This window comes from Pseudoalteromonas sp. McH1-7 (assembly GCF_013366255.1).
Classification (GTDB): Bacteria; Pseudomonadota; Gammaproteobacteria; order Enterobacterales; family Alteromonadaceae; genus Pseudoalteromonas; species Pseudoalteromonas peptidolytica.
In genome coordinates this window covers 1-19,129 of record NZ_JABWPQ010000035.1, presented here as the reverse complement: position 1 = coordinate 19,129, position 19,129 = coordinate 1, and the positions used below count along the sequence as shown (strand labels likewise).

The window sequence follows — 19,129 nt, the reverse complement described above, 5'->3', positions numbered from 1 at the left end:
TTCTATGCCTGCTAGCGGGTAGGCATAACTTTTTCCATTAGGTAATTAGCTAGCACTTCGCCACGAACATTCACCTGCTGTTCTTTTATCACATCAAAACCAAAACGCTCGAAGAAAGGCTTAGCCGTTTTGCTAACATGGGAAAATAAGCGCGTTATGTTGGTTGTTCTGCTGTGTTCTAAAAGTGCGAGCATAAGTGCTTTCCCTATGCCTTGGCCTTGATGTTCTGCATGACAAAAAAAGTGATCAATCAGTCCGTTAGCTTGGATATCAGCAAAACCAACAATTTTACCGTTCAGCACGGCCACAAGGGGCTGATTACTCCTTAATCGGTCTTGCCAGCTCTCATCAGCTATGTCGCTATGTGCCCATGCTTTGACTTGGTTATCGGAGTAATGCTTGATAGTGACAGAGCGTATCGTGTCAAACATAAGCTTACGTAATACGGCTTCTTCGCCGCATTGAAACTGTCTGATGGTAATCATTGTTAGTCTTTATTCCTGAAGTCGTAATTGTCCGGAAATAGCATGTTGCTCAGCAGTTTCCACCAGTCTTACGTATTTTTGTTCAACCAGTTGAGACACAGGAACTAATTCGATGTCAGTACTTTCAAGCTCAGCTAATTTGGTTGCAAGGAATGCAGCTGTTTCCTTGTATGGGTGTGCAATAATAATAACTTGTTGATGGCTTTCAAGTAATTTAAGCATTTTTTGCCACTGGGTATTAAGTGCAACAGCGGATACATCATTGTCCAAAAAGACTTGTCGAGCGATGTTTTTTACTCCATATAGGTTGGCTGCATACTGCGCCTGACTGTGGCTGGTGGTACGGCTATCTAAAAAGTATAGGCTACGTTTTTTTAGTATTTCCATCGTCCATTTCATGGGATCAATTTGTTCTGTTAATGCTGACCCCATGTGATTATTCACACCCTTTACTTGGGGCAGGGTAGATAATGCGTTACCAAGTGTCATTTGTAGCTGCCACTTTTCCATACCTACCGTTAAAGCGCCGGGCCCTAATGTCTTGTTAGGGTCTTTTGCCTGCATAGGAACATGCAGCATGAGTTCTCGTTGTTGACGGCTGGCGGCAAATGCAAATTGCTGAGAATAAGGCGTATGAGGCAGAATCGAAAAAGTGATCCCACCTGGTAGAGAGAGTAATTCTAAATCACGTTGATGATTTCCAATATCATCAATCACAATAGCAAATTGTTTTGCTGGCACTGCGAATGTTATACAGGCCAGCATTAACCCAATAATTTTTATTAGCACACGATCTTATTGTTGTAGTTTACCGCCTTACTTAGCGGCTTTTCATTATTGTGATTGAACTAATGCAAACGCCTTTGGCCAATGTGATGCAAGTTGTTCAATGCCATTTTTTTTGATGGATTCTTCACCAGTGATTATAGCGCTTTTATCGAGCAGGGAAAGCGCTTGTTTGGTGAAATATACATCAGGCTCTACACCCGTGCCCTCTATTGATGTCCCTGTGGGCGTATAATATCTGGCTGTGGTTAATTTTAGTGCGGTGGTGCCATTTCCGATAGGGATCAGAGACTGCACTGAGCCCTTACCATATGAGCGCAACCCTACAACCAGTGCTCGTTTATTATCCTTTAGCGCAGCTGCCAATATTTCAGCAGCAGAGGCTGAGTTATTGTTTATCAACACCACAATAGGGGCACCATTGAGTATGTCTCCTTGTCTTGCGAAGTAGGCTTGATTAGCATCGAAGAAGCGCCCTTTAGTTGTGACTATTGTGCCACTGTCCAGAAATAAATCTGATATTGCAACCGCGCTGTTTAAAGTTCCACCTGGGTTATCTCTTAAGTCAATGACGAGCTTTTTCAAGGCGTCACCATATTGCAACTGTAAGTAGTTTATTTGTCTTGCAACATCGTGGTACGTATGGTGATTAAAGCTATTTACACTCAAAAAACCGGTGCCATCTTTGAGTAGTTTACTGGCAACACTTTCGAGCACGATCTCTTGTCGTTTTAATGCGATATTGACTGCGCTTGAGCCTCTTAGTACCACCAACTGCAGCTGGTTTTTGTTAGCAGCTTTTAGTAGCGCGGAAACTTCGGCTATTGTCTTTCCGGTGACGTCAATGTTATTAATCAATGAGAGCTTATCGCCGCGCTCAATACCAGCTATCTCTGCCGGAGAATTAGGGAGCGTATCTACAATGGTTACATAATTCCCTTGTTCTTCTACTTCAATACCAAGCCCTGTATAGCGACCGTTTGCAGCGCTGAATATGGCTTCTAATTCTTCTGAATCTAAATATTTAGAGTAAGGATCTAGGTTGTCAAACAAACTGGAAAGGTTACTTTGGTTGTAACGACTAAGTGGTAAATCCTCAACGTAATAGGTATGGATATGATAAAGGATCTCATCCATTTCTTGAGCGGAAAACTTTTTTGCAGGTGTTTGACTTAGCGCGCTAAAGCTTAGTAACAGTAAAATACCTAACAGTGCGACATAGCGTGCCGCAAGCGCATAGAAACGAGTTTGTCTATTCATGTGCTGCTCCTCATCAAGGTGCAGCACGGGTTAATCAGTTAACTGGATCTGCACCATTTTATCGGATCGACAGCGCTTCCTTTATGCCGTATCTCGAAGTATAGACCAGGATCTCTTTGTCCGCCGCTTTGTCCAACTAAAGCGATAACTTCGCCACTGCGAACTTGATCGCCAACATCAAACAACAGTGTTTGGGCATGACCGTACAGACTCATAAAGCCATGACCATGATCCAGTACCATGACCCAGCCAAAGCCATTTAACCAATCGGCGAATACGACTTGCCCTGGAGCGACACTGGTTATGTCTGCACCTTCTTTTGCTCCTATTAGTACGCCTTTCCAATTCATTCCAGCATGCTTACGTTGGCCAAATCGATGTTGAATACGCCCTTTCGCCGGTAGCTGTAGCTTGCCTTTTAATTGCGCCAAGCCATCTAGTCGTATTTCGGCAGCTTGCTGAGCTTTAGCAAGCTCTGCTAACGTTTGGATCAAAGTTTGCTCATTTTCTTTGAGGTAGGCTATTGCTGAACGCGTTTCTTTGAGTTGATTGTGTAAGTCCGCAAGTTGACTCTGCCGTGCTTGTTTGGCTTTTCTCAGAGCTTCAAGGCGTTCTTTTTGATGACGTCTCAGCGCCTCAAGCTGGGACTGGCTGCGTGTGAGTTCGGCTTGGGTATTGGCTAAGGCTTGGCGAACGACTTTAAGCTGCTCTAACTGCTCAATTCTGGCTTTGTTTAAATAATCGTAGTAAGCAATCGTGCGCTCTAGCTTGGTTGCATGCTCTTGATTGAGTAACATTCTTGAGTAATCATGAGAGCCAGTCATGTAAGCGCTTTTTAACTGAGCTGCGAGCTGCTTTTCAAACTTGCTTTTATCACTTAAAAGAGCGTCTTTTTGTCGTTCTAATGTCGTTTGCTCTGTTTTATTCTCTTTAATACCGGCTTCAGTGAGCGAGACTGCTTTGGCACTTTTTGCTATATCAAGTTCAAACGCTTTGAGCTTAGCTTCTTGTGACTTAATTGTACTGCGCTGTTTTTCGAGCGCTTGTTGGCTGGCTTTAAGCTGCTGCTGTACTTCGCTTAAATCTTGCTTAGTGCGTGACTCATTGGCACTAACAGGAGCTATTAACATTAATAATGCTGCACTGAGTAGTGCAGCATTAGAGAGCGTCGTTTTTAACGGCATAAAGCTAAGCCGCTATTTTAAACGCATTATTGGAGTGCCCGTCATCTCGCTAGGCTGCTCCATGCCAAGTAAATGTAGCATTGTCGGCGCAACATCGCTTAGTGCTTTTCCTGCTTGTGGCTCTGCATCACGACCAACATAAATAAATGGTACAGGCTCGCTGGTATGAGCGGTATGAGCTTGACCTGTCTTCGGGTTAAGCATTTGCTCTGCATTGCCGTGATCTGCTGTTATTAATGCTTCACCACCACTTTCTTTTAGCGCAGCAACCACACGGCCAATACATTTATCTACGGCTTCGCATGCTTTTACAGCAGCTTCGAATACACCAGAGTGCCCAACCATATCACCATTTGGATAGTTACAAATAATCACGTCGAATTCACCGCTATGAATAGTTGACACTAATTTATCAGTTAGCATTTCTGAATTCATCTCAGGCTGTAAGTCGTATGTGGCCACTTGTGGTGAAGGAATAAGCTCACGTTTTTCCCCTTCAAATAAGTCCTCACGACCACCGCTAAAGAAGAAGGTAACGTGAGCATATTTTTCTGTTTCTGAGATACGTAGCTGAGTTTTGTTGTGTTTAGCTAGCCATTCACCTAGGACATTGACCAAAGCTTCGGGCGCGAAAGCGATAGGTGCTTTAATGTCGGCAGCGTACTCCGTCATCATCACAAAAGCACTTAGGTTTGGCGCTTTGCGTTTTTCAAAGCCATTAAAGTCAGCATCAACAAAAGCACGGGTCATCTGACGCGCTCGGTCAGCTCGGAAGTTCATAAAAATAACTGTGTCACCATCATTGATAGTCGCGGCAGACTCACCTTCAGCAGCGATAATAGATGCTTTTACAAATTCATCATTTTCATCGCGTGCGTAGGCAGCTTGTAATGCTTCAACACCGTTTTGGTAGGTAAATTCAGCTTCACCACCGACCATTAGATTGTAGGCTAATTCAACGCGATCCCAGCGGTTGTCGCGATCCATTGCGTAGTAGCGACCAACAATAGAAGCGAGTCGACCACAATTTAAAGACTGCATCAGGGCTTCTATCTTTTCGATTGACGCTTGTGCGCTGCGTGGCGGCGTATCACGGCCATCTAGAAAGGCATGTAGATATACAGTGGCTCCGCGCTCAGCGGCTAATTTTATCGCTGCAACAATATGGTCTTCGTGACTGTGAACACCACCTGGACTTAGAAGTCCCATTAGATGAACGGCTTTGTCTTGAGCAACCGCTTTGTCGATATTCTCAACCAGTGCGGGGTTGTGTTCAAACTCACCATCATCAATTGCTTTGGTAATGCGAGTGAAGTCTTGATAAACCACACGTCCTGCACCTAGGTTTACGTGGCCAACTTCAGAGTTACCCATTTGGCCATCAGGTAGGCCGACATCAAGACCAGACCCTGAGATTAGGGTATGAGGAGCTGAGCGCCAGAGTTCGTCTAATACTGGGGTATTGGCTGCCAAAATAGCGTTACTTTCGCTTTCTTCGCGATAGCCCCAACCGTCTAAAATCATTAATACCAATGGCTTTTTCTTAGCTGTCATTTGCGCTCCTGAAATCCTGAATTAGGCACGATGTTGATGGCTCATAACTAGAAACCAGCAATAATATTGAAAAATTATACTGCGGTACTTGATATAAGCTGCTCTGGTTGTTGACAGTAGAATACCTGTTTTTGTATGAATATTCAGCCCCACAGTGATGAATTATCAGCATACAAATTGATATTTGCGGATGTGAACAAGTCTGTTTTGTCGAGAATAAAGAGGGTATACTTGCTGCCACTTAATGATTTGAAAACTTTTGGTTGAAAAAATTAATGGAACAATACGTTGCGTTTTTAGGTAACCATCCGGTACTTAGCATTATTTGGATTGTGTTAGCCGCGATGCTACTGAACAGCTGGTTTAAGAGCAAATTCTCTAAAATCAGACAGATTAACCCTCAGCAGCTTACTTTGTTAGTAAATCGTCAAGAAGGTCAAGTGCTTGACATGCGAGCGGTAAAAGAATTTAACCAAGGCCATATTGCGGGAGCTGAACAAGTGAATGCTGAAAAGCTTAAGCAAAAAGATTTTGCTGGTCTTGAAAAACATAAATCGAAGCCCATTATATTAGTCTGTAATACGGGTATGACAGCATCCGCTGTGGCTGATAACATGCACAAAGCTGGATTCGAGCAAGTATTTGTACTATCTGGCGGTATTGGCGCATGGCAAAATGCGGGTTTACCAATCTCTAACGGAAAATAATCGAGGTATATGATGAGCCAAGTCGTGATCTACACCAAAGACTATTGCCCATTTTGCCACCGTGCAAAAGCGCTATTGGACGCCAAAGGTGTTAAATACACGGAGTATGATATTGGTGCACAACCTGAACTTCGTGATGAGATGATAGCAAAAGCGAATGGTGGACACACCGTGCCACAAATATTTATCGCTGAACGCCATATCGGCGGATGTGACGATATGATGGCGCTTGAAGCGCGAGGCGAGCTCGACAATTTATTGCAAGCATAATTGATTGAAGAGCGATAAGTTGCGTAACGTAATTTAAATAATGACTGTTAATGAATTAGCAGAAACACAACAGAATTTAGGAAATAATCATGGCAGAACAAAACCAAGCAGCAGAACAACAAGAAGGTGCACAGTTTAATATTCAACGCATCTACACTAAAGATGTGTCTTTTGAAACACCAAACTCGCCAGCTATCTTCCAAAAAGAGTGGACGCCAGAAGTTAAGCTAGACATGGACACTCGTTCTGCCAAGCTTGATGATAACGTATTCGAAGTTGTACTAGCATTGACAGTAACAGCAACAATTGGTGAAGAAACAGCATTCTTATGTGAAATTCAACAAGCTGGTATTTTCGCAATTGCTGACCTTGAAGAGATGCAAATGGCGCACATGCTAGGTGCTTTCTGCCCTAATATCCTATTCCCTTATGCGCGTGAAGCGGTAGCAAGCCTAGTTAACCGTGGTACTTTCCCACAGTTAAACCTTGCGCCAGTTAACTTTGACGCATTATTTGCTCAATATATGCAGCAACGTGCAGCACAAGCACAGCCTGAGCAAACTGCTGACGCATAATTGATGAGTACAGCAAAATCAGCTGTAACTGTATTAGGGGCGGGGTCTTATGGCACCGCCCTTGCTATTTGTTTTGCCCGAAATGGTCATCAAGTGACATTATGGGGACGCAATAGCGAACACGTTGAGGCGCTAGCAGCTGAGCGTAAAAACCAACGTTATCTTCCAGACATCCAGTTTCCAAACACGCTTGACCTTGAGGCTGATTTAGAAACGGCTGTTAAGTCTAGCGAACGTATTTTGGTGGTAGTGCCAAGTCATGCCTTTGCTGACACGCTAAAGAAGATTAAACCTATGCTACTTGAAAATGCAAAAGTAGCGTGGGCAACCAAAGGGCTCGAACCAAATACTGGGCGATTATTACAAGAGGTTGCACTGGATGTGTTGGGTGACGATGTGCCGCTTGCCGTGTTAAGTGGACCTACTTTTGCAAAAGAAATGGCTGCGGGATTACCCACTGCGATTTCCGTATCTTCTATTTGTGCAAAGTTCCGTGAAGAGCTTGCAGAGTTACTTCATTGCGGACGCTCATTTAGGGTGTATAGCAACGAAGACTTTATCGGTATCCAGCTTGGTGGAGCGGTCAAAAACGTTATCGCGATTGGTGCGGGTATGTCAGATGGTTTTGGTTTTGGTGCGAATGCCAGAACGGCACTGATTACTCGAGGGCTTGCTGAACTTTGCCGTTTAGGGTGTGCGTTAGGGGCGCGTTCTGAAACCTTTATGGGGATGGCGGGGCTTGGTGATCTTATTCTTACTTGTACTGATAATCAGTCACGTAATCGCCGCTTTGGCCTTGCGCTTGGTACTGGGAAATCGGTAGATGAAGCCATGTCAAGTATAGGCCAAGTAGTTGAAGGCTACCGCAATACCAAAGAAGTTTACCTCCTAGCTAAGCGCACCGGTATCGAAATGCCTATTACTGAGCAAATTTATCAAGTCTTATATGAGCAAAAGGATGTGAAAGAGGCCGCAATGGCGCTACTTGGTCGCGAAAAACGAGCTGAGTGAGTTAAGCTGCCTGTGAAAGCCAAAGTCAATTAGACTTTGGCTTTTTAATCAATAAGTAGTAGATTGGATCTCTATTTGAATACTATAAAAAGGAAGATTTATGAAAATTCAATTATTGATAGGTATGTTAATCGTAGCCGCAAGCTGGACTGCAACGGCAAAGACAATATACGCCGACGTAAAGTCAACAGAGCTAAACCCATCTACAGAGACTGCTATCTGGCAAAAAGAAGCTGATAGTACACCTATATATCCAGCTGCATTAGCAAAGCGTAAGCTCGCAGGGTGTAGCGTATTTAAGGTTGTGATTGATGCTAATGGCAACACTGATGAGATTGAGCACGTTACTAGCGCCCCGTCTAAAAAATTGGCTAAGCACGCTAAACGACTTATAAAAACTTGGCGATGGTCTGCTATTGATGGGCAGCGCCGCGGGCGGGAAGAAAAGTTGATGAGAATTGACTTTTGCATGGGCGGAGCGGATTTGGCAGATGCGCAAATGCGTTGTGAAGCGCAAGCAAAATTAAACTGTGAATAGGCAACAACCACAGTTCAATGTTTTAAAAATAATGGATTAGAACATCCTGTTTTCCAAACCTCAGGTTAGTTAACTCGAGGTTAAGTCTATTTGGAGAGTATGAGCTTCACTCTCCAAATTTAATGTTAAAGCGACGCTTAAACCACAGCCCAAATGGGATCTCCATCACGCTAAACACCACAACAGTAAATACTACCCAGTTGCTGTCAAAAAACACCAAAGAAAATTCAATGTCTTTTCCATAAAATAGACTTCCAGAAACGATTAAAGAAGCCGCCGTCACCAATAGGTCTTGTTTGCCGATATTGGCAAAGGACTTATCTTGTAATTTTGGATAGACGAAAGCGTAAGCAATAAAAAGAAGGATAAAATTAAGCAGAATAAGCGTTAGCTCAGGTGACATATTAACCTCTGTACCCTGTATTATTTGGCACAAGATAACATACTTTCATGATTTAATGCGCTAGCAGATAATTTGCTCCTTCAGATGGAGTTGGTATAACCTGAGCTTGGCATAACACCTAGCTAGCGAGATATAACGCTTTTGAGTATGGATATTTTAATTGACTCACTCACTTTCTATCCCAAGTTTAGGTCAAGTAAAATTGGTATTATCGGATACTGAACAGGTATAATGGACAATCCAACTTTTGAGGTGCACATGATCTCCAAGAATCAACAAAAACAACTACGTGCTTTAGGGCAAAAAAAATATCGCAAACAACATGGTCTGTATCTAGTACAGGGCGAAAAAAATGTGATTGAGTTAGTTGATGCAGGGTTGGCCATCGAGCAGTTGTTTGCCACCAGTGAATTTTTGACAAAGTATGAAGCCAAGCTCGCCACTACTACCTACGTGGAGGCTGAAGAGGAAGTGCTGACAAAAGTAAGTACTTTAGTGTCAAATAATGCAGCGATTGCGGTTGTGCCTATGCCATCGGTACAGGAGATTAATACTGATGGGCTGGTGCTGGCATTAGATGGAGTATCAGATCCCGGTAATCTCGGAACCATTATTCGCCTTGCTGATTGGTATGGATTGACGCAGCTTGTCGTGAGTGAAAATTGTGCTGATCAATTTAACCCCAAAGTTATCAGTGCTACGATGGGGTCATTTGTGCGGGTTAATGTGGTGAGAACCGATCTCGAGGCGTTTTTAAAACACTATCAGGGTGAATGCTATGGTGCGTTTCTTGGTGGCGAAAGTGTGCATCAGTGTCAATTTAGTCCCAATGCAGTATTAGTGATGGGCAGCGAATCTCATGGTATCAGCGACCCTATTGCGGCTTGCATCAATAAAAAAGTGACGATCCCTGCATTTGGCGGTGCTGAGTCATTAAATGTGGCAATGGCTACCGGCATTATTCTTGATAATATTAAACGCTGCCATGCTTAAGCTACAGCCGTTAGCAACGAATTGTGCTTTTATTAAAAATAACAAAGATTGATACGAATAAGCTATGCGACTGAGCAGCATCAAACTGGCAGGCTTTAAATCCTTTGTTGAGCCAACCAAGATCCCATTTCCTGATCAGATGACATGTGTCGTTGGGCCTAATGGTTGTGGCAAATCTAATGTAATTGACGCTGTACGCTGGGTGCTTGGTGAAAGCTCAGCCAAAAACCTTCGTGGCGATGCCATGACAGACGTTATTTTTAACGGTTCCACTAAACGTAAGCCGATTTCACAAGCTTCAGTTGAACTCATCTTTGATAATACTCAAGGCCGGTTACCTGGTACTTTCGCAGATCGTAATCAAATTGCTATCAAGCGTTTAGTTACCCGAGACGGTCAATCCCTTTACTTTTTAAATGGTAGTAAGTGTCGCAAGCGTGATATTACCGATATTTTTCTTGGTACAGGGCTTGGCCCTAGAAGCTACGCTATTATTGAACAGGGTATGATCTCGCGGCTTATTGAGAGCAAACCTCAGGAACTTAGAGTCTTTTTAGAAGAGGCTGCGGGTATTTCAAAATACAAAGAGCGCCGCCGAGAAACACAAACTCGAATTAAAAGTACTCGTGAAAATATGGAACGTTTACTCGATGTTAGGAAGGAGCTACAAGGCCAGTTAGATAAGCTCTCACTTCAAGCTCAACAGGCCAGTGAATACAAATCATTTAAATCTCAAGAGCGTGATCTTAAATCGTGGATAGCGGTGTTAAAGTGGCAGTCGTTGGAGCAGAAGCAAGCGGAAAAAGCGAACGAAATAGCTAAATTAAATGAAAAGTTAGCATTTTTAAATGAGGCTCACAGTGGTCATGACTCTGTGCTAGCAACACTGGAACATGAAATTACCCACCTGAATGATGGCTATGAGCAAGCGCAACATAGTGTTCACCGTATTGAAACTCAGTTAGCAACGCTTGAGCAACAGAAAGTCAATCTAACAGATAAAAAGCGTCTGCTAATTGAGCAGTCTCAAATACTGAAATCACAACAGCAAGAAGTAATTGAGGCGCAAGACGAGCAAGCCGAGTATGTGGCGAGCCGCGCTGAAAAAGTCGATGCAGTTTCTGAACGACTTGAGATTGCACTATTGCAATTGGAAGAACTCCAGCTCACAAACGAGCAACGTGACGCCGAGCAAACTCAATTAGATAAGCAGTATAGTGACGCACAGAAACAGTATCAACAAATACATGCTCAGGTACAGCAAGGAGCAAGTCAATTAACGCAACAACAGCAAGCTAAACTGCATATAGACAAGCGTCAGGCTGAACTGCTGGAACAGGCCGAAGCGCATCACGCCTCTATGTTGGAAAATGACTTGGCTGACGCTCAGGATGCACATCATCAGCTGGTTCAAGCGATGGCTAAATTACAAAGCCAAGCTGGTATGTTGCAAGGTCAAGAACAAACCAATAAAGGAGAAATCTTACAGGCACAGACTCATGCCCAAAAAGCGCTTCAGGCCTTACAAGAAGTGCAATCTGAAATAAAAGCGTTATCACGCTGGGCAGAGGAAACGTCGGAGGCTTCTGCTGCGACTATGTTATCGCAGCTTGTTGTTGAGTCAGGGTATGAAGAATGCGTTGAAGCGGCATTGCTTGGGTTGACGCATTTAGTCGTTGAGCAAAACGAAATAAATACGTTATGGCCCATCGAACTCGAAGTTCCCGTTGATTCCGTCGCGACAAAAATAAGCTCAGGGCTGTTCCCCAGCTTTTTAACTAAAATAAAATTATGTGCTGAATCTACAGATTTTAAATCGTGTGAACAATTCCTTCTCGGCGTGACGGTCAATGGCATTATTGTAGGTGATAACTTTAAGGCAAAGGCGAAAAGCAATGAAGAGAGTGGCGCATTAAAACGCTATGCCCAATTGCAGTCATGCCATACTCAACTTCCTCATTTGCAACAACTCGCCGAAGAGGCCGAGCAGGTTGTAGCACAAAAACGTATTGCCCTTGAAGACACACAAGCTGACTTATTAGAATTACAGCAATGCGTTCACGAAAAAGCACAAGCAATCGCCAGCCATAAAACCAAAATTGAAATGCTGGATGAGAATCTGAGCGCTTGGCGTGAGCAAGGACAAAAAATTCAAGAACAGCTTGATGTTATTGCTCAAGAGCGAGCCGAGGCCATCGCACAACTTGAACTTGATACGGAACAGCAATTACAACGTGATGAGTTGCTAGCGCAAGCACAAGAAATACAACAACTAGCCGAGGCCAAGTTGACTGAGTTTAAACTACATAGTCAATCTCGACGCGCCGCATTACAAGAGGCGCAGCAATTAGTTCATACCACTACGCTTGCATCACAGCAAGTTGACAGTGAATTACAGCTTAGTAAATCTAAGCTAGAGCATTTAGCGCATCGTCATGATGAAATAACCTTGCGTATCGAGCAGGCGCAAGAAGATATTTTACTTTGTGATGAGCCGCTTGCTGAGGTCAGTGAGGAGATTGAGTCCTTATTGGTAAAACACCTAGAAGCGAAAGCACAAAAACAAACGATGCTTGATGCGCTTAAGCAAGCAAAAGAAAATTTAAGTCAAAAGAAAGCGGTATTAAAAGACGCTGGAGGGGAAGTTAATAAACTTAATGGAACCTTGCAGCAGCTAAAGCTAGATGAACAAAGCCTTATGCTAAAAGCGCAAGCTGCACTTGAGCCTTTGGAGGCGCTGGGTCGCACTTTAAAAACAGAGTTAGAGCAGCTACCACAAGATGCTAATCTTGGGCATTACCAAGCTAATTTGAGTCAAGTGAGTAATAAGCTGAGTAAATTAGGTGCGGTAAATCTAGCGGCAATCGAAGAATTTGAAGAGGCGAGTGCACGTAAATTGTATCTTGATACGCAACTAGATGATTTGAGCAATGCCCTCGCCACGTTAGAATCGGTAATTAGAAAAATAGATAAAGAGACCAAAACTCGCTTTAGTGCGACCTTCAACCAAGTAAATGAAGACTTAGCTGAGTTGTTTCCTAAGGTATTTGGCGGAGGCAGTGCATACCTTGAACTCACTAGTGATGATCTGCTTGAAAGTGGTGTTTCTATCATGGCAAGACCGCCAGGTAAGAAAAACTCGACAATTCATCTGTTAAGTGGTGGAGAAAAAGCGCTGACCGCATTATCATTGGTATTTTCAATATTTAGGCTGAATCCAGCCCCTTTTTGTATGCTGGATGAGGTAGATGCGCCGCTTGATGATGCAAACGTAGGACGATTTTGTCGTTTGGTTGAAGAAATGTCGAAAACGGTACAATTTATTTATATCAGTCATAACAAAGTCGCCATGGAAATGGCGGGTAGACTGACGGGGGTGACCATGGCTGAACCTGGGGTATCGCGTATGGTTGCCGTAGATATAGAACAAGCAGTGCAAATGGCACAGGCATAACAACAAAAAGGTGAGCAATGGCCACAGAGTTAAGATGGGCATTAATCGTGATCAGTGCATTGGTCATAGGCGGGTTACTCATTCATGGGCTTTGGTCTGTTCGAAAGAAGGGCAGTGAAAAGCAGTCATCGGAGGTATCTCAAGAACCCAAAACGCAAAACTCCGACAAAGAGCCAGACGAGCCTGAAATTGGTGAAATGACCTTCAGTGCGGTGGATGAAGAGCCTGTTGCTGATGGCGTCTTAGAGTCTGGAAGCGAAGGTAATTCAGCTGAGGCTGACGCCGACGAGCGCGATCTGCAAGACAATGAAGCAAGCGATGCAGTGCTAGAACCGCAGGATTTCATCATTTTGCATGTAGAAATGCCTGAGGGATTAAGTATGGCTGGATCAAAATTATTACCAACTGTCTTAAGTCTTGGTTTTAAATACTCAGATGAAGGCTTTTTTAACCGTCACCTAGAGCCATCTGGTAATGGTCCTGTGTTATTTCGCTTGGTGAATATGTTTAACCCCGGCACATTTGATATCGATAACATGGAACAATTTAACACCGGTGGGATCAGCCTATTTATGACTTTACCTTGTGAAGGTGATAATTTGGCTGCATTTAATATGCTGCATAGCGCATCGAAAAAGCTTGCTGAAGAGTTTGGTGCAACTGTGCTAGATAAAGACCGTCAGCCTTTAACAGTTGAAGCTGTGCGCGGTTATGTTGAAAAAGTGCGTGAATTCGCAGCTTAACTTCTCCTAGAAAAATACTAAGCCACTGGCATTTGCTGGTGGCTTTTTACGTTTAGAGGTCTAAATGTCAAAGAACATCGAAACTCAAGTTGCTGAACTTAGGCTGCAACTCGAAGAATACAATTATCAATATTATGTTTTAGATAATCCTAGCATTCCTGATGCTGAATATGATCGTTTAATGCGCCAATTGATGGCACTTGAACAGCAGCACCCCGAGTTACAAAGCCCTGATTCTCCATCACAGAAGGTTGGAGGAGAAGCGCTTAGCAAGTTTGAGCAGGTAACACATCAGGTTCCCATGTTGTCGCTGGATAACGCTTTTGACGAGAGTGAATTTACGGCATTCAACCGGCGTATAAAAGAGCGCTTGTTAGCGAGTAAAGATGTTTCTTTTTGTTGTGAACCAAAGTTAGATGGCTTGGCCGTATCTATTTTGTATCGCGATGGAGTGCTGGTTCAAGCAGCAACAAGGGGAGATGGTCAAGTTGGCGAGAATATCACTGAGAATGTCAAAACTATTCGAAATATACCGCTGAAACTTCGTGGTGAAAATATCCCTCGTGAAGTCGAAGTACGTGGTGAAGTTTTTATGGATACAGCTGGTTTCAATAAGTTAAATGAGACAGCGCAAGCAAAAGGCGAAAAGACCTTTGCAAACCCTAGAAATGCGGCCGCAGGCAGTTTGCGTCAATTAGACTCTAAGATCACAGCTAAGCGGCCATTGATGTTTTATGCGTATTCAATGGGATTAGTTGAAGGCGGAGCATTAGCTGGTGAACATTATGCGCAATTACAGCAATTGCAAAGCTGGGGGCTGCCGATGAGCCCTGAAACTAAGCTTGTAGAAAATGCGCAACAAGCGCTGGACTACTATCAAGATATTATGACTCGTCGTGCTGACCTTCCCTATGAAATTGATGGTGTTGTAATTAAAGTAAATGACAAAGCGCAGCAAGAGCAACTAGGCTTTGTCGCTCGCGCGCCGCGCTGGGCGATTGCGTTCAAGTTTCCGGCGCAAGAAGAGATTACACAGTTACTTGATGTTGAGTTTCAGGTTGGTCGTACTGGCGCAATCACGCCTGTTGCACGCTTGGAGCCGGTATTTGTCGGTGGCGTTACCGTATCAAACGCAACGCTTCATAATGGTGATGAAATAGCACGTTTGGGTGTTAAAATTGGCGATACGGTTATTGTGCGTCGGGCTGGTGATGTTATCCCTCAAGTGACGCAAGTAGTTCTAGATAGACGTCCTGACGATGTTAAAGAGATTGAGTTTCCTGACACTTGCCCAGTTTGCGATTCGCATGTTGAACGTGTTGAGGGCGAAGCGGTTGCGCGTTGTACCGGTGGTTTAGTGTGTCGTGCACAACGTAAAGAAGCAATAAAACATTTTGCTTCAAGAAAAGCGCTAGATATTGATGGTCTTGGTGACAAGATAGTTGAACAGCTAGTAGAACGTGAGCTTATCAAAACGCCTGCTGACCTATTCGTTTTGAAGCAAGGGCATTTTGAGTCTCTTGAACGCATGGGCCCTAAATCAGCTAAAAACTTGGTTACGGCGCTGGAAACTGCAAAGCAAACAACGTTGGCCAAATTTTTGTACTCGCTTGGGATCAGAGAAGTTGGTGAAGCGACAGCACAAAACTTGGCAAATCACTTCCTGACGCTTGAAAAAGTGATGGCCGCCTCCATTGATACTTTACAACAAGTCAGTGATGTTGGTGTTATTGTGGCACAGCACATTCACAGTTTCTTCGCTGAGCAGCATAATCAAGAAGTGGTAACTGCATTGATTGAAGTAGGTATTATGTGGCAAGAGGTTGCAGCTGTGCCTAAAGATGCTCAGCCGCTCACAGGGCAGACGTTAGTGTTAACAGGAACATTAAGTCAATTGAACCGCAACGATGCTAAAGCGAGATTGCAAGCACTTGGCGCTAAGGTCGCGGGTAGTGTGTCGAAAAATACGGATGCAGTTTATGCCGGCGAAAAAGCAGGCTCTAAGCTCGCCAAGGCACAAGAGCTAGGTATTGACGTGTTCGATGAAGAGGCGCTGATCGCACTATTAAATAAATACGAGTAGTCAAATGAAGTCAGTAACACGATACGGCCCTGAATATTGGGATAAATATGGCGTTTATCGTACGCCAATCGCTTTTAATTTAGCGCTGGTCGTGTTACTTCGCCCATTGCTTATTTGGGCTTTCTCTGCACTTACAAGGCGCCCAGACTTAGATTTAATGTCGCTATTTTTTGAATCTAAACAACATTTTTTTGTTGCGATAGGGATCGCTTGTATCGCGCTTATACCAACTGTTGTATTTTCTCTTAGGCGGCCAACAAGTTCTCCAAAGCTCGCTGTTGTCTGGCGTTATATGCGTTTGCCACTAATATTAACTGCGGTGTTTGATTTAGCATGGTTAATTTTGCAAGCTGGGAAAACCCATTATAGTTTTTCTCCTTATATTGCCGTACAAATTGTGTTGGTGAGTTGGGTACTTTTATATTTGATTAAAAGCCGCTATCTAAGTTGCTTTTTTGGCGATTGGCCACTTCCTGTTGAAGAACACAAGACAGAAGTAAACAAGAGAGAGAATTAAGATGTTAAAGTGGTTAGATATATTAAACTTTGCCAGAAATGGTAATCCTACTGCTCCTCGCAGAGTTGAAAAATCGGATCAGCAATGGCAATCAGAACTTGCTCCAGAAACTTACATTATCACCAGGAAAAAGGGGACTGAGCGCCCGTTTAGCTCACAAAGTTGTCAGCTTTTTGAACCTGGTAAATACTACTGTGTATGCTGTGACGAGTTGTTATTCGATGCCGAAGAAAAGTTTGATAGTGGCTCTGGTTGGCCTTCGTTTACACAGCCTGCAGCAGTGGAAGCGGTGGCGTATCATGGCGATAAGAGCCATGGAATGACGCGCATCGAAATCACTTGTAATATTTGCGATAGTCACCTAGGTCATGTTTTCCCAGATGGTCCTGCGCCAAGTGGGTTGCGTTATTGTGTTAATGCACTTTCAATGAAAAAGCAATAAGGCCAGAATATTTATTGGTTGGCTACTCAAAGTCGAGCTTCATTTCACTTAATTTAGCTTTTAATTTTCCAAAGCGGATTTGCTGTTCGCTGTCTAATTCAGCTTGATTTAGCAAGGTGGTGCAGCGTTTGGCTAAATTTGAGTTGAATGTGGCACTTGTTTTAGCGCAGTGATCGCTCATACATTGCAGTAGATTCAGTGCGATGCCTGCATTTTTTGGCATCACTCGAAATGCCTGTGTAAAGGCCTCTAAGGCAGTCTCATACTGACCTTTATTAAATTGTGTTACCGCATGGTTATTAAGCTCTCTAGGCCCCATCGTAATTTCTTTTTTCTCTTGCTGTTGCTGGTAGAGATAACGCATGGTGATTGGATCTGCTGCTGAACGGTGGCGCTCACAGTGTGCGATAACTTGGTTAAATAACTCCTGCGCTTTATGGTTTAGTCCTACCTCATGCAGTGCTTTAGCTTTGTCTAATGTTGAGTCTACGGAACGAATTACAGTCTCATCTTCTAATTGTTCTAACAATTGCTTTGCTTTGTGATGTTCGTCTTTCAGGTAGTGGACTCGTGCATTGAGCACATCAATTTGAGCTTGATTTTGAGCACTCGGAAATTGACTCTTTAAGTCATTGAGATACTTTTGAGTTTGGCGGGTGAGGCGAGTTACTTGATCGGATTGGTCTGTACTGAGAGCAAAGTCGATACCGGCTCTTGCGGCATTTAGGTATACTTCGGGGCCGTCGTGAATAGAGTACCTAGCAAATGCTGCTATATCTTTATGCGCTTTATAACTGGCTTCATAATCATGATTAATTTGAGCTACACGGCCTAAGGACTGCTGCCGGTTTATATTTCTCGGCGCCATTTCAATAGCCTGCTGCAAGAGTTGTTGAGCGTTCTCATATTGATTGAGCTTTATTTCGAGTTTACTAAGCAAATCTAGCGCTGCTAATCGTGTCTCTGAACGTTCAATCAAAGTTTTCAGCATTTTTTGGGCAATAACGTCCTCGTTATTGCTAATAAGTGCTTCTACTAGCCCAAGCTTCGCCCAAGTAAACTTTTGTAAGGCTAATACTGATTTATAGAAAGATTTTGCCTCTTCTAAATGATTAAGTTTTAAGAGTAATTCTCCTTTCAATTTGAGCAATAGGGAAGTGTAGTTATGTTCTTTTTTATCAAGCTCAAGATCGAGCACTTTCAGTGCTTTAGAGTAGTTTTTATCGTCTATGAGTGTATTTATTTGTTTGAGTGCTTGTTTACGCTTGAGTACTCGTTCAATACGGTATTGTAATTCTTTTATTGAAAAAGGTTTTACCAAGAAGTCATCTGGCTGTAGCTCAATAATGCTATGAACTAGCTCAGGGCTGGTTTCTGAAGAAATAAAAATAAAAGCGGTGCTTGAGCGAATTAACTGTTTAGCACGAAGCTCTTCATAAAACTGATAGCCATTTTGTTTCTTTGTTAAACCAAAAGAGCAGACGATAAGATCAAATTTATTAATGGTACAGAGCTCTTTAGCTGCATCTGCACTTTCTGCAAACTTTAAGTTTCTAAAATCTAGCTGCTCCAAAGATTGTTTCATATAGCTCAATGCTAATGGTTGATCTTCAACGATAAGCATTTTGGCGTTTTGAATAGTTGGTGCTGGCATAGAGGCGTTTATTAGGCATCGGATTTGCTTTTAGTCTAGTACTTAAGGATAGCTTTGAAAACAAAAATTAGCTAATTTCTAATGAGTTAGTCTATTCAACTTATACTAATTATTCATTATGGTTGGTGACGAAATAGTTAAAAAATCAAGTTTGAATTTAAGGCATTAGATAAGATTTGAGGTTATACCAATTATCTTAATTAAATGATCTATTTTGAGGCGAGAAAAGCTTGTCGATAACTAGGCAAAAATTTTACGCAGATTAGGTATGATGAGAAGACTTTATATATTAGCCTTAAGATATGCTGGGTCGTACTGGACATGAACCGGTGACCCTTGCCTTGCTTAAATTTGGCGCGATGCTTTGCATCGGTTAGTTCAAGTAAAGCCGTATATGGTGGGTTGTACTGGACTTGAACCAGTGACCCTCGCCTTGTAAGGGCGATGCTCTCCCAACTGAGCTAACAACC

General features: G+C 43.1%; 18 protein-coding genes. 11 read left to right on the top strand and 7 right to left on the bottom strand.

Annotated features, from left to right (window positions below; genetic code table 11):
- Positions 1-11: 11 nt before the first annotated feature.
- The 5 genes from HUZ36_RS20055 to gpmM all read right to left on the bottom strand — a co-directional run bounded on the left by HUZ36_RS20055 (position 12) and on the right by gpmM (position 5,269).
- Complete coding sequence (locus HUZ36_RS20055; protein WP_176033798.1) at positions 12-485, bottom strand: GNAT family N-acetyltransferase; 474 nt, start codon at positions 483-485, stop codon at positions 12-14.
- A 9-nt stretch (positions 486-494) separates the two neighbouring features.
- Entirely contained in the window at positions 495-1,238 is a 744-nt protein-coding gene (locus HUZ36_RS20050; protein ID WP_176033812.1) for a divergent polysaccharide deacetylase family protein, read from the bottom strand.
- 81 nt (positions 1,239-1,319) lie between these two features.
- Positions 1,320-2,531, bottom strand: coding sequence for a S41 family peptidase (locus tag HUZ36_RS20045; RefSeq protein WP_147390161.1), 1,212 nt, complete (start codon positions 2,529-2,531; stop codon positions 1,320-1,322).
- A 38-nt stretch (positions 2,532-2,569) separates the two neighbouring features.
- The gene (locus tag HUZ36_RS20040) at positions 2,570-3,715 is read right to left on the bottom strand and encodes a murein hydrolase activator EnvC family protein (protein ID WP_176033797.1); all 1,146 of its coding nucleotides are present in this window, start codon (positions 3,713-3,715) and stop codon (positions 2,570-2,572) included.
- Positions 3,716-3,727: 12 nt separating this feature from the next.
- Positions 3,728-5,269: a 2,3-bisphosphoglycerate-independent phosphoglycerate mutase gene (gene gpmM, locus HUZ36_RS20035; RefSeq protein ID WP_176033796.1), complete on the bottom strand. Its 1,542-nt coding sequence runs from the start codon at positions 5,267-5,269 to the stop codon at positions 3,728-3,730.
- A gap of 275 nt (positions 5,270-5,544) precedes the next feature.
- Here gpmM and HUZ36_RS20030 point away from each other — a divergent pair, with 275 nt between their 5' ends.
- The 5 genes from HUZ36_RS20030 (at position 5,545) to HUZ36_RS20010 (ending at position 8,370) form a co-directional block, all read left to right on the top strand.
- The gene (locus HUZ36_RS20030) at positions 5,545-5,976 is read left to right on the top strand and encodes a rhodanese-like domain-containing protein (RefSeq protein WP_125253314.1); all 432 of its coding nucleotides are present in this window, start codon (positions 5,545-5,547) and stop codon (positions 5,974-5,976) included.
- Positions 5,977-5,988: 12 nt separating this feature from the next.
- Entirely contained in the window at positions 5,989-6,246 is a 258-nt protein-coding gene (gene grxC, locus HUZ36_RS20025) for a glutaredoxin 3 (protein ID WP_176033795.1), read from the top strand.
- Positions 6,247-6,335: 89 nt separating this feature from the next.
- The gene (gene secB, locus HUZ36_RS20020) at positions 6,336-6,821 is read left to right on the top strand and encodes a protein-export chaperone SecB (RefSeq protein ID WP_125253312.1); all 486 of its coding nucleotides are present in this window, start codon (positions 6,336-6,338) and stop codon (positions 6,819-6,821) included.
- A 3-nt stretch (positions 6,822-6,824) separates the two neighbouring features.
- Positions 6,825-7,832, top strand: a complete 1,008-nt coding sequence (gene gpsA / locus HUZ36_RS20015) for an NAD(P)H-dependent glycerol-3-phosphate dehydrogenase (RefSeq protein WP_125253311.1) — start codon at positions 6,825-6,827, stop codon at positions 7,830-7,832.
- Positions 7,833-7,932: 100 nt separating this feature from the next.
- Complete coding sequence (locus HUZ36_RS20010) at positions 7,933-8,370, top strand: energy transducer TonB (RefSeq protein WP_176033794.1); 438 nt, start codon at positions 7,933-7,935, stop codon at positions 8,368-8,370.
- Between the two features lie 106 nt (positions 8,371-8,476).
- Here HUZ36_RS20010 and HUZ36_RS20005 read toward each other — a convergent pair whose 3' ends face one another.
- Positions 8,477-8,773, bottom strand: coding sequence for a hypothetical protein (locus tag HUZ36_RS20005; RefSeq protein WP_125253309.1), 297 nt, complete (start codon positions 8,771-8,773; stop codon positions 8,477-8,479).
- Between the two features lie 258 nt (positions 8,774-9,031).
- On the opposite strand from HUZ36_RS20005, the gene HUZ36_RS20000 reads away from it, so the two are divergent.
- The 6 genes from HUZ36_RS20000 (at position 9,032) to msrB (ending at position 17,005) form a co-directional block, all read left to right on the top strand.
- Positions 9,032-9,766, top strand: coding sequence for a TrmH family RNA methyltransferase (locus HUZ36_RS20000; protein WP_176033811.1), 735 nt, complete (start codon positions 9,032-9,034; stop codon positions 9,764-9,766).
- A 64-nt stretch (positions 9,767-9,830) separates the two neighbouring features.
- Positions 9,831-13,220 (top strand): AAA family ATPase, encoded by a 3,390-nt coding sequence (locus HUZ36_RS19995; RefSeq protein ID WP_176033793.1) that lies wholly within the window; start codon positions 9,831-9,833, stop codon positions 13,218-13,220.
- A 17-nt stretch (positions 13,221-13,237) separates the two neighbouring features.
- Positions 13,238-13,963 carry a cell division protein ZipA gene (gene zipA, locus HUZ36_RS19990; RefSeq protein WP_147390156.1) on the top strand — a complete coding sequence of 242 codons (726 nt, stop codon included), beginning with the start codon at positions 13,238-13,240 and terminating at the stop codon, positions 13,961-13,963.
- A 64-nt stretch (positions 13,964-14,027) separates the two neighbouring features.
- Positions 14,028-16,046, top strand: a complete 2,019-nt coding sequence (gene ligA / locus HUZ36_RS19985; RefSeq protein ID WP_128730547.1) for an NAD-dependent DNA ligase LigA — start codon at positions 14,028-14,030, stop codon at positions 16,044-16,046.
- 4 nt (positions 16,047-16,050) lie between these two features.
- Complete coding sequence (locus tag HUZ36_RS19980; RefSeq protein WP_147390155.1) at positions 16,051-16,563, top strand: DUF2919 domain-containing protein; 513 nt, start codon at positions 16,051-16,053, stop codon at positions 16,561-16,563.
- A gap of 1 nt (position 16,564) precedes the next feature.
- Positions 16,565-17,005 carry a peptide-methionine (R)-S-oxide reductase MsrB gene (gene msrB / locus HUZ36_RS19975; RefSeq protein ID WP_128730549.1) on the top strand — a complete coding sequence of 147 codons (441 nt, stop codon included), beginning with the start codon at positions 16,565-16,567 and terminating at the stop codon, positions 17,003-17,005.
- Positions 17,006-17,027: 22 nt separating this feature from the next.
- On the opposite strand, the gene HUZ36_RS19970 is transcribed toward msrB, so the two are convergent.
- Positions 17,028-18,659, bottom strand: coding sequence for a response regulator (locus tag HUZ36_RS19970; RefSeq protein WP_125253302.1), 1,632 nt, complete (start codon positions 18,657-18,659; stop codon positions 17,028-17,030).
- Between the last annotated feature and the right edge of the window lie 470 nt (positions 18,660-19,129).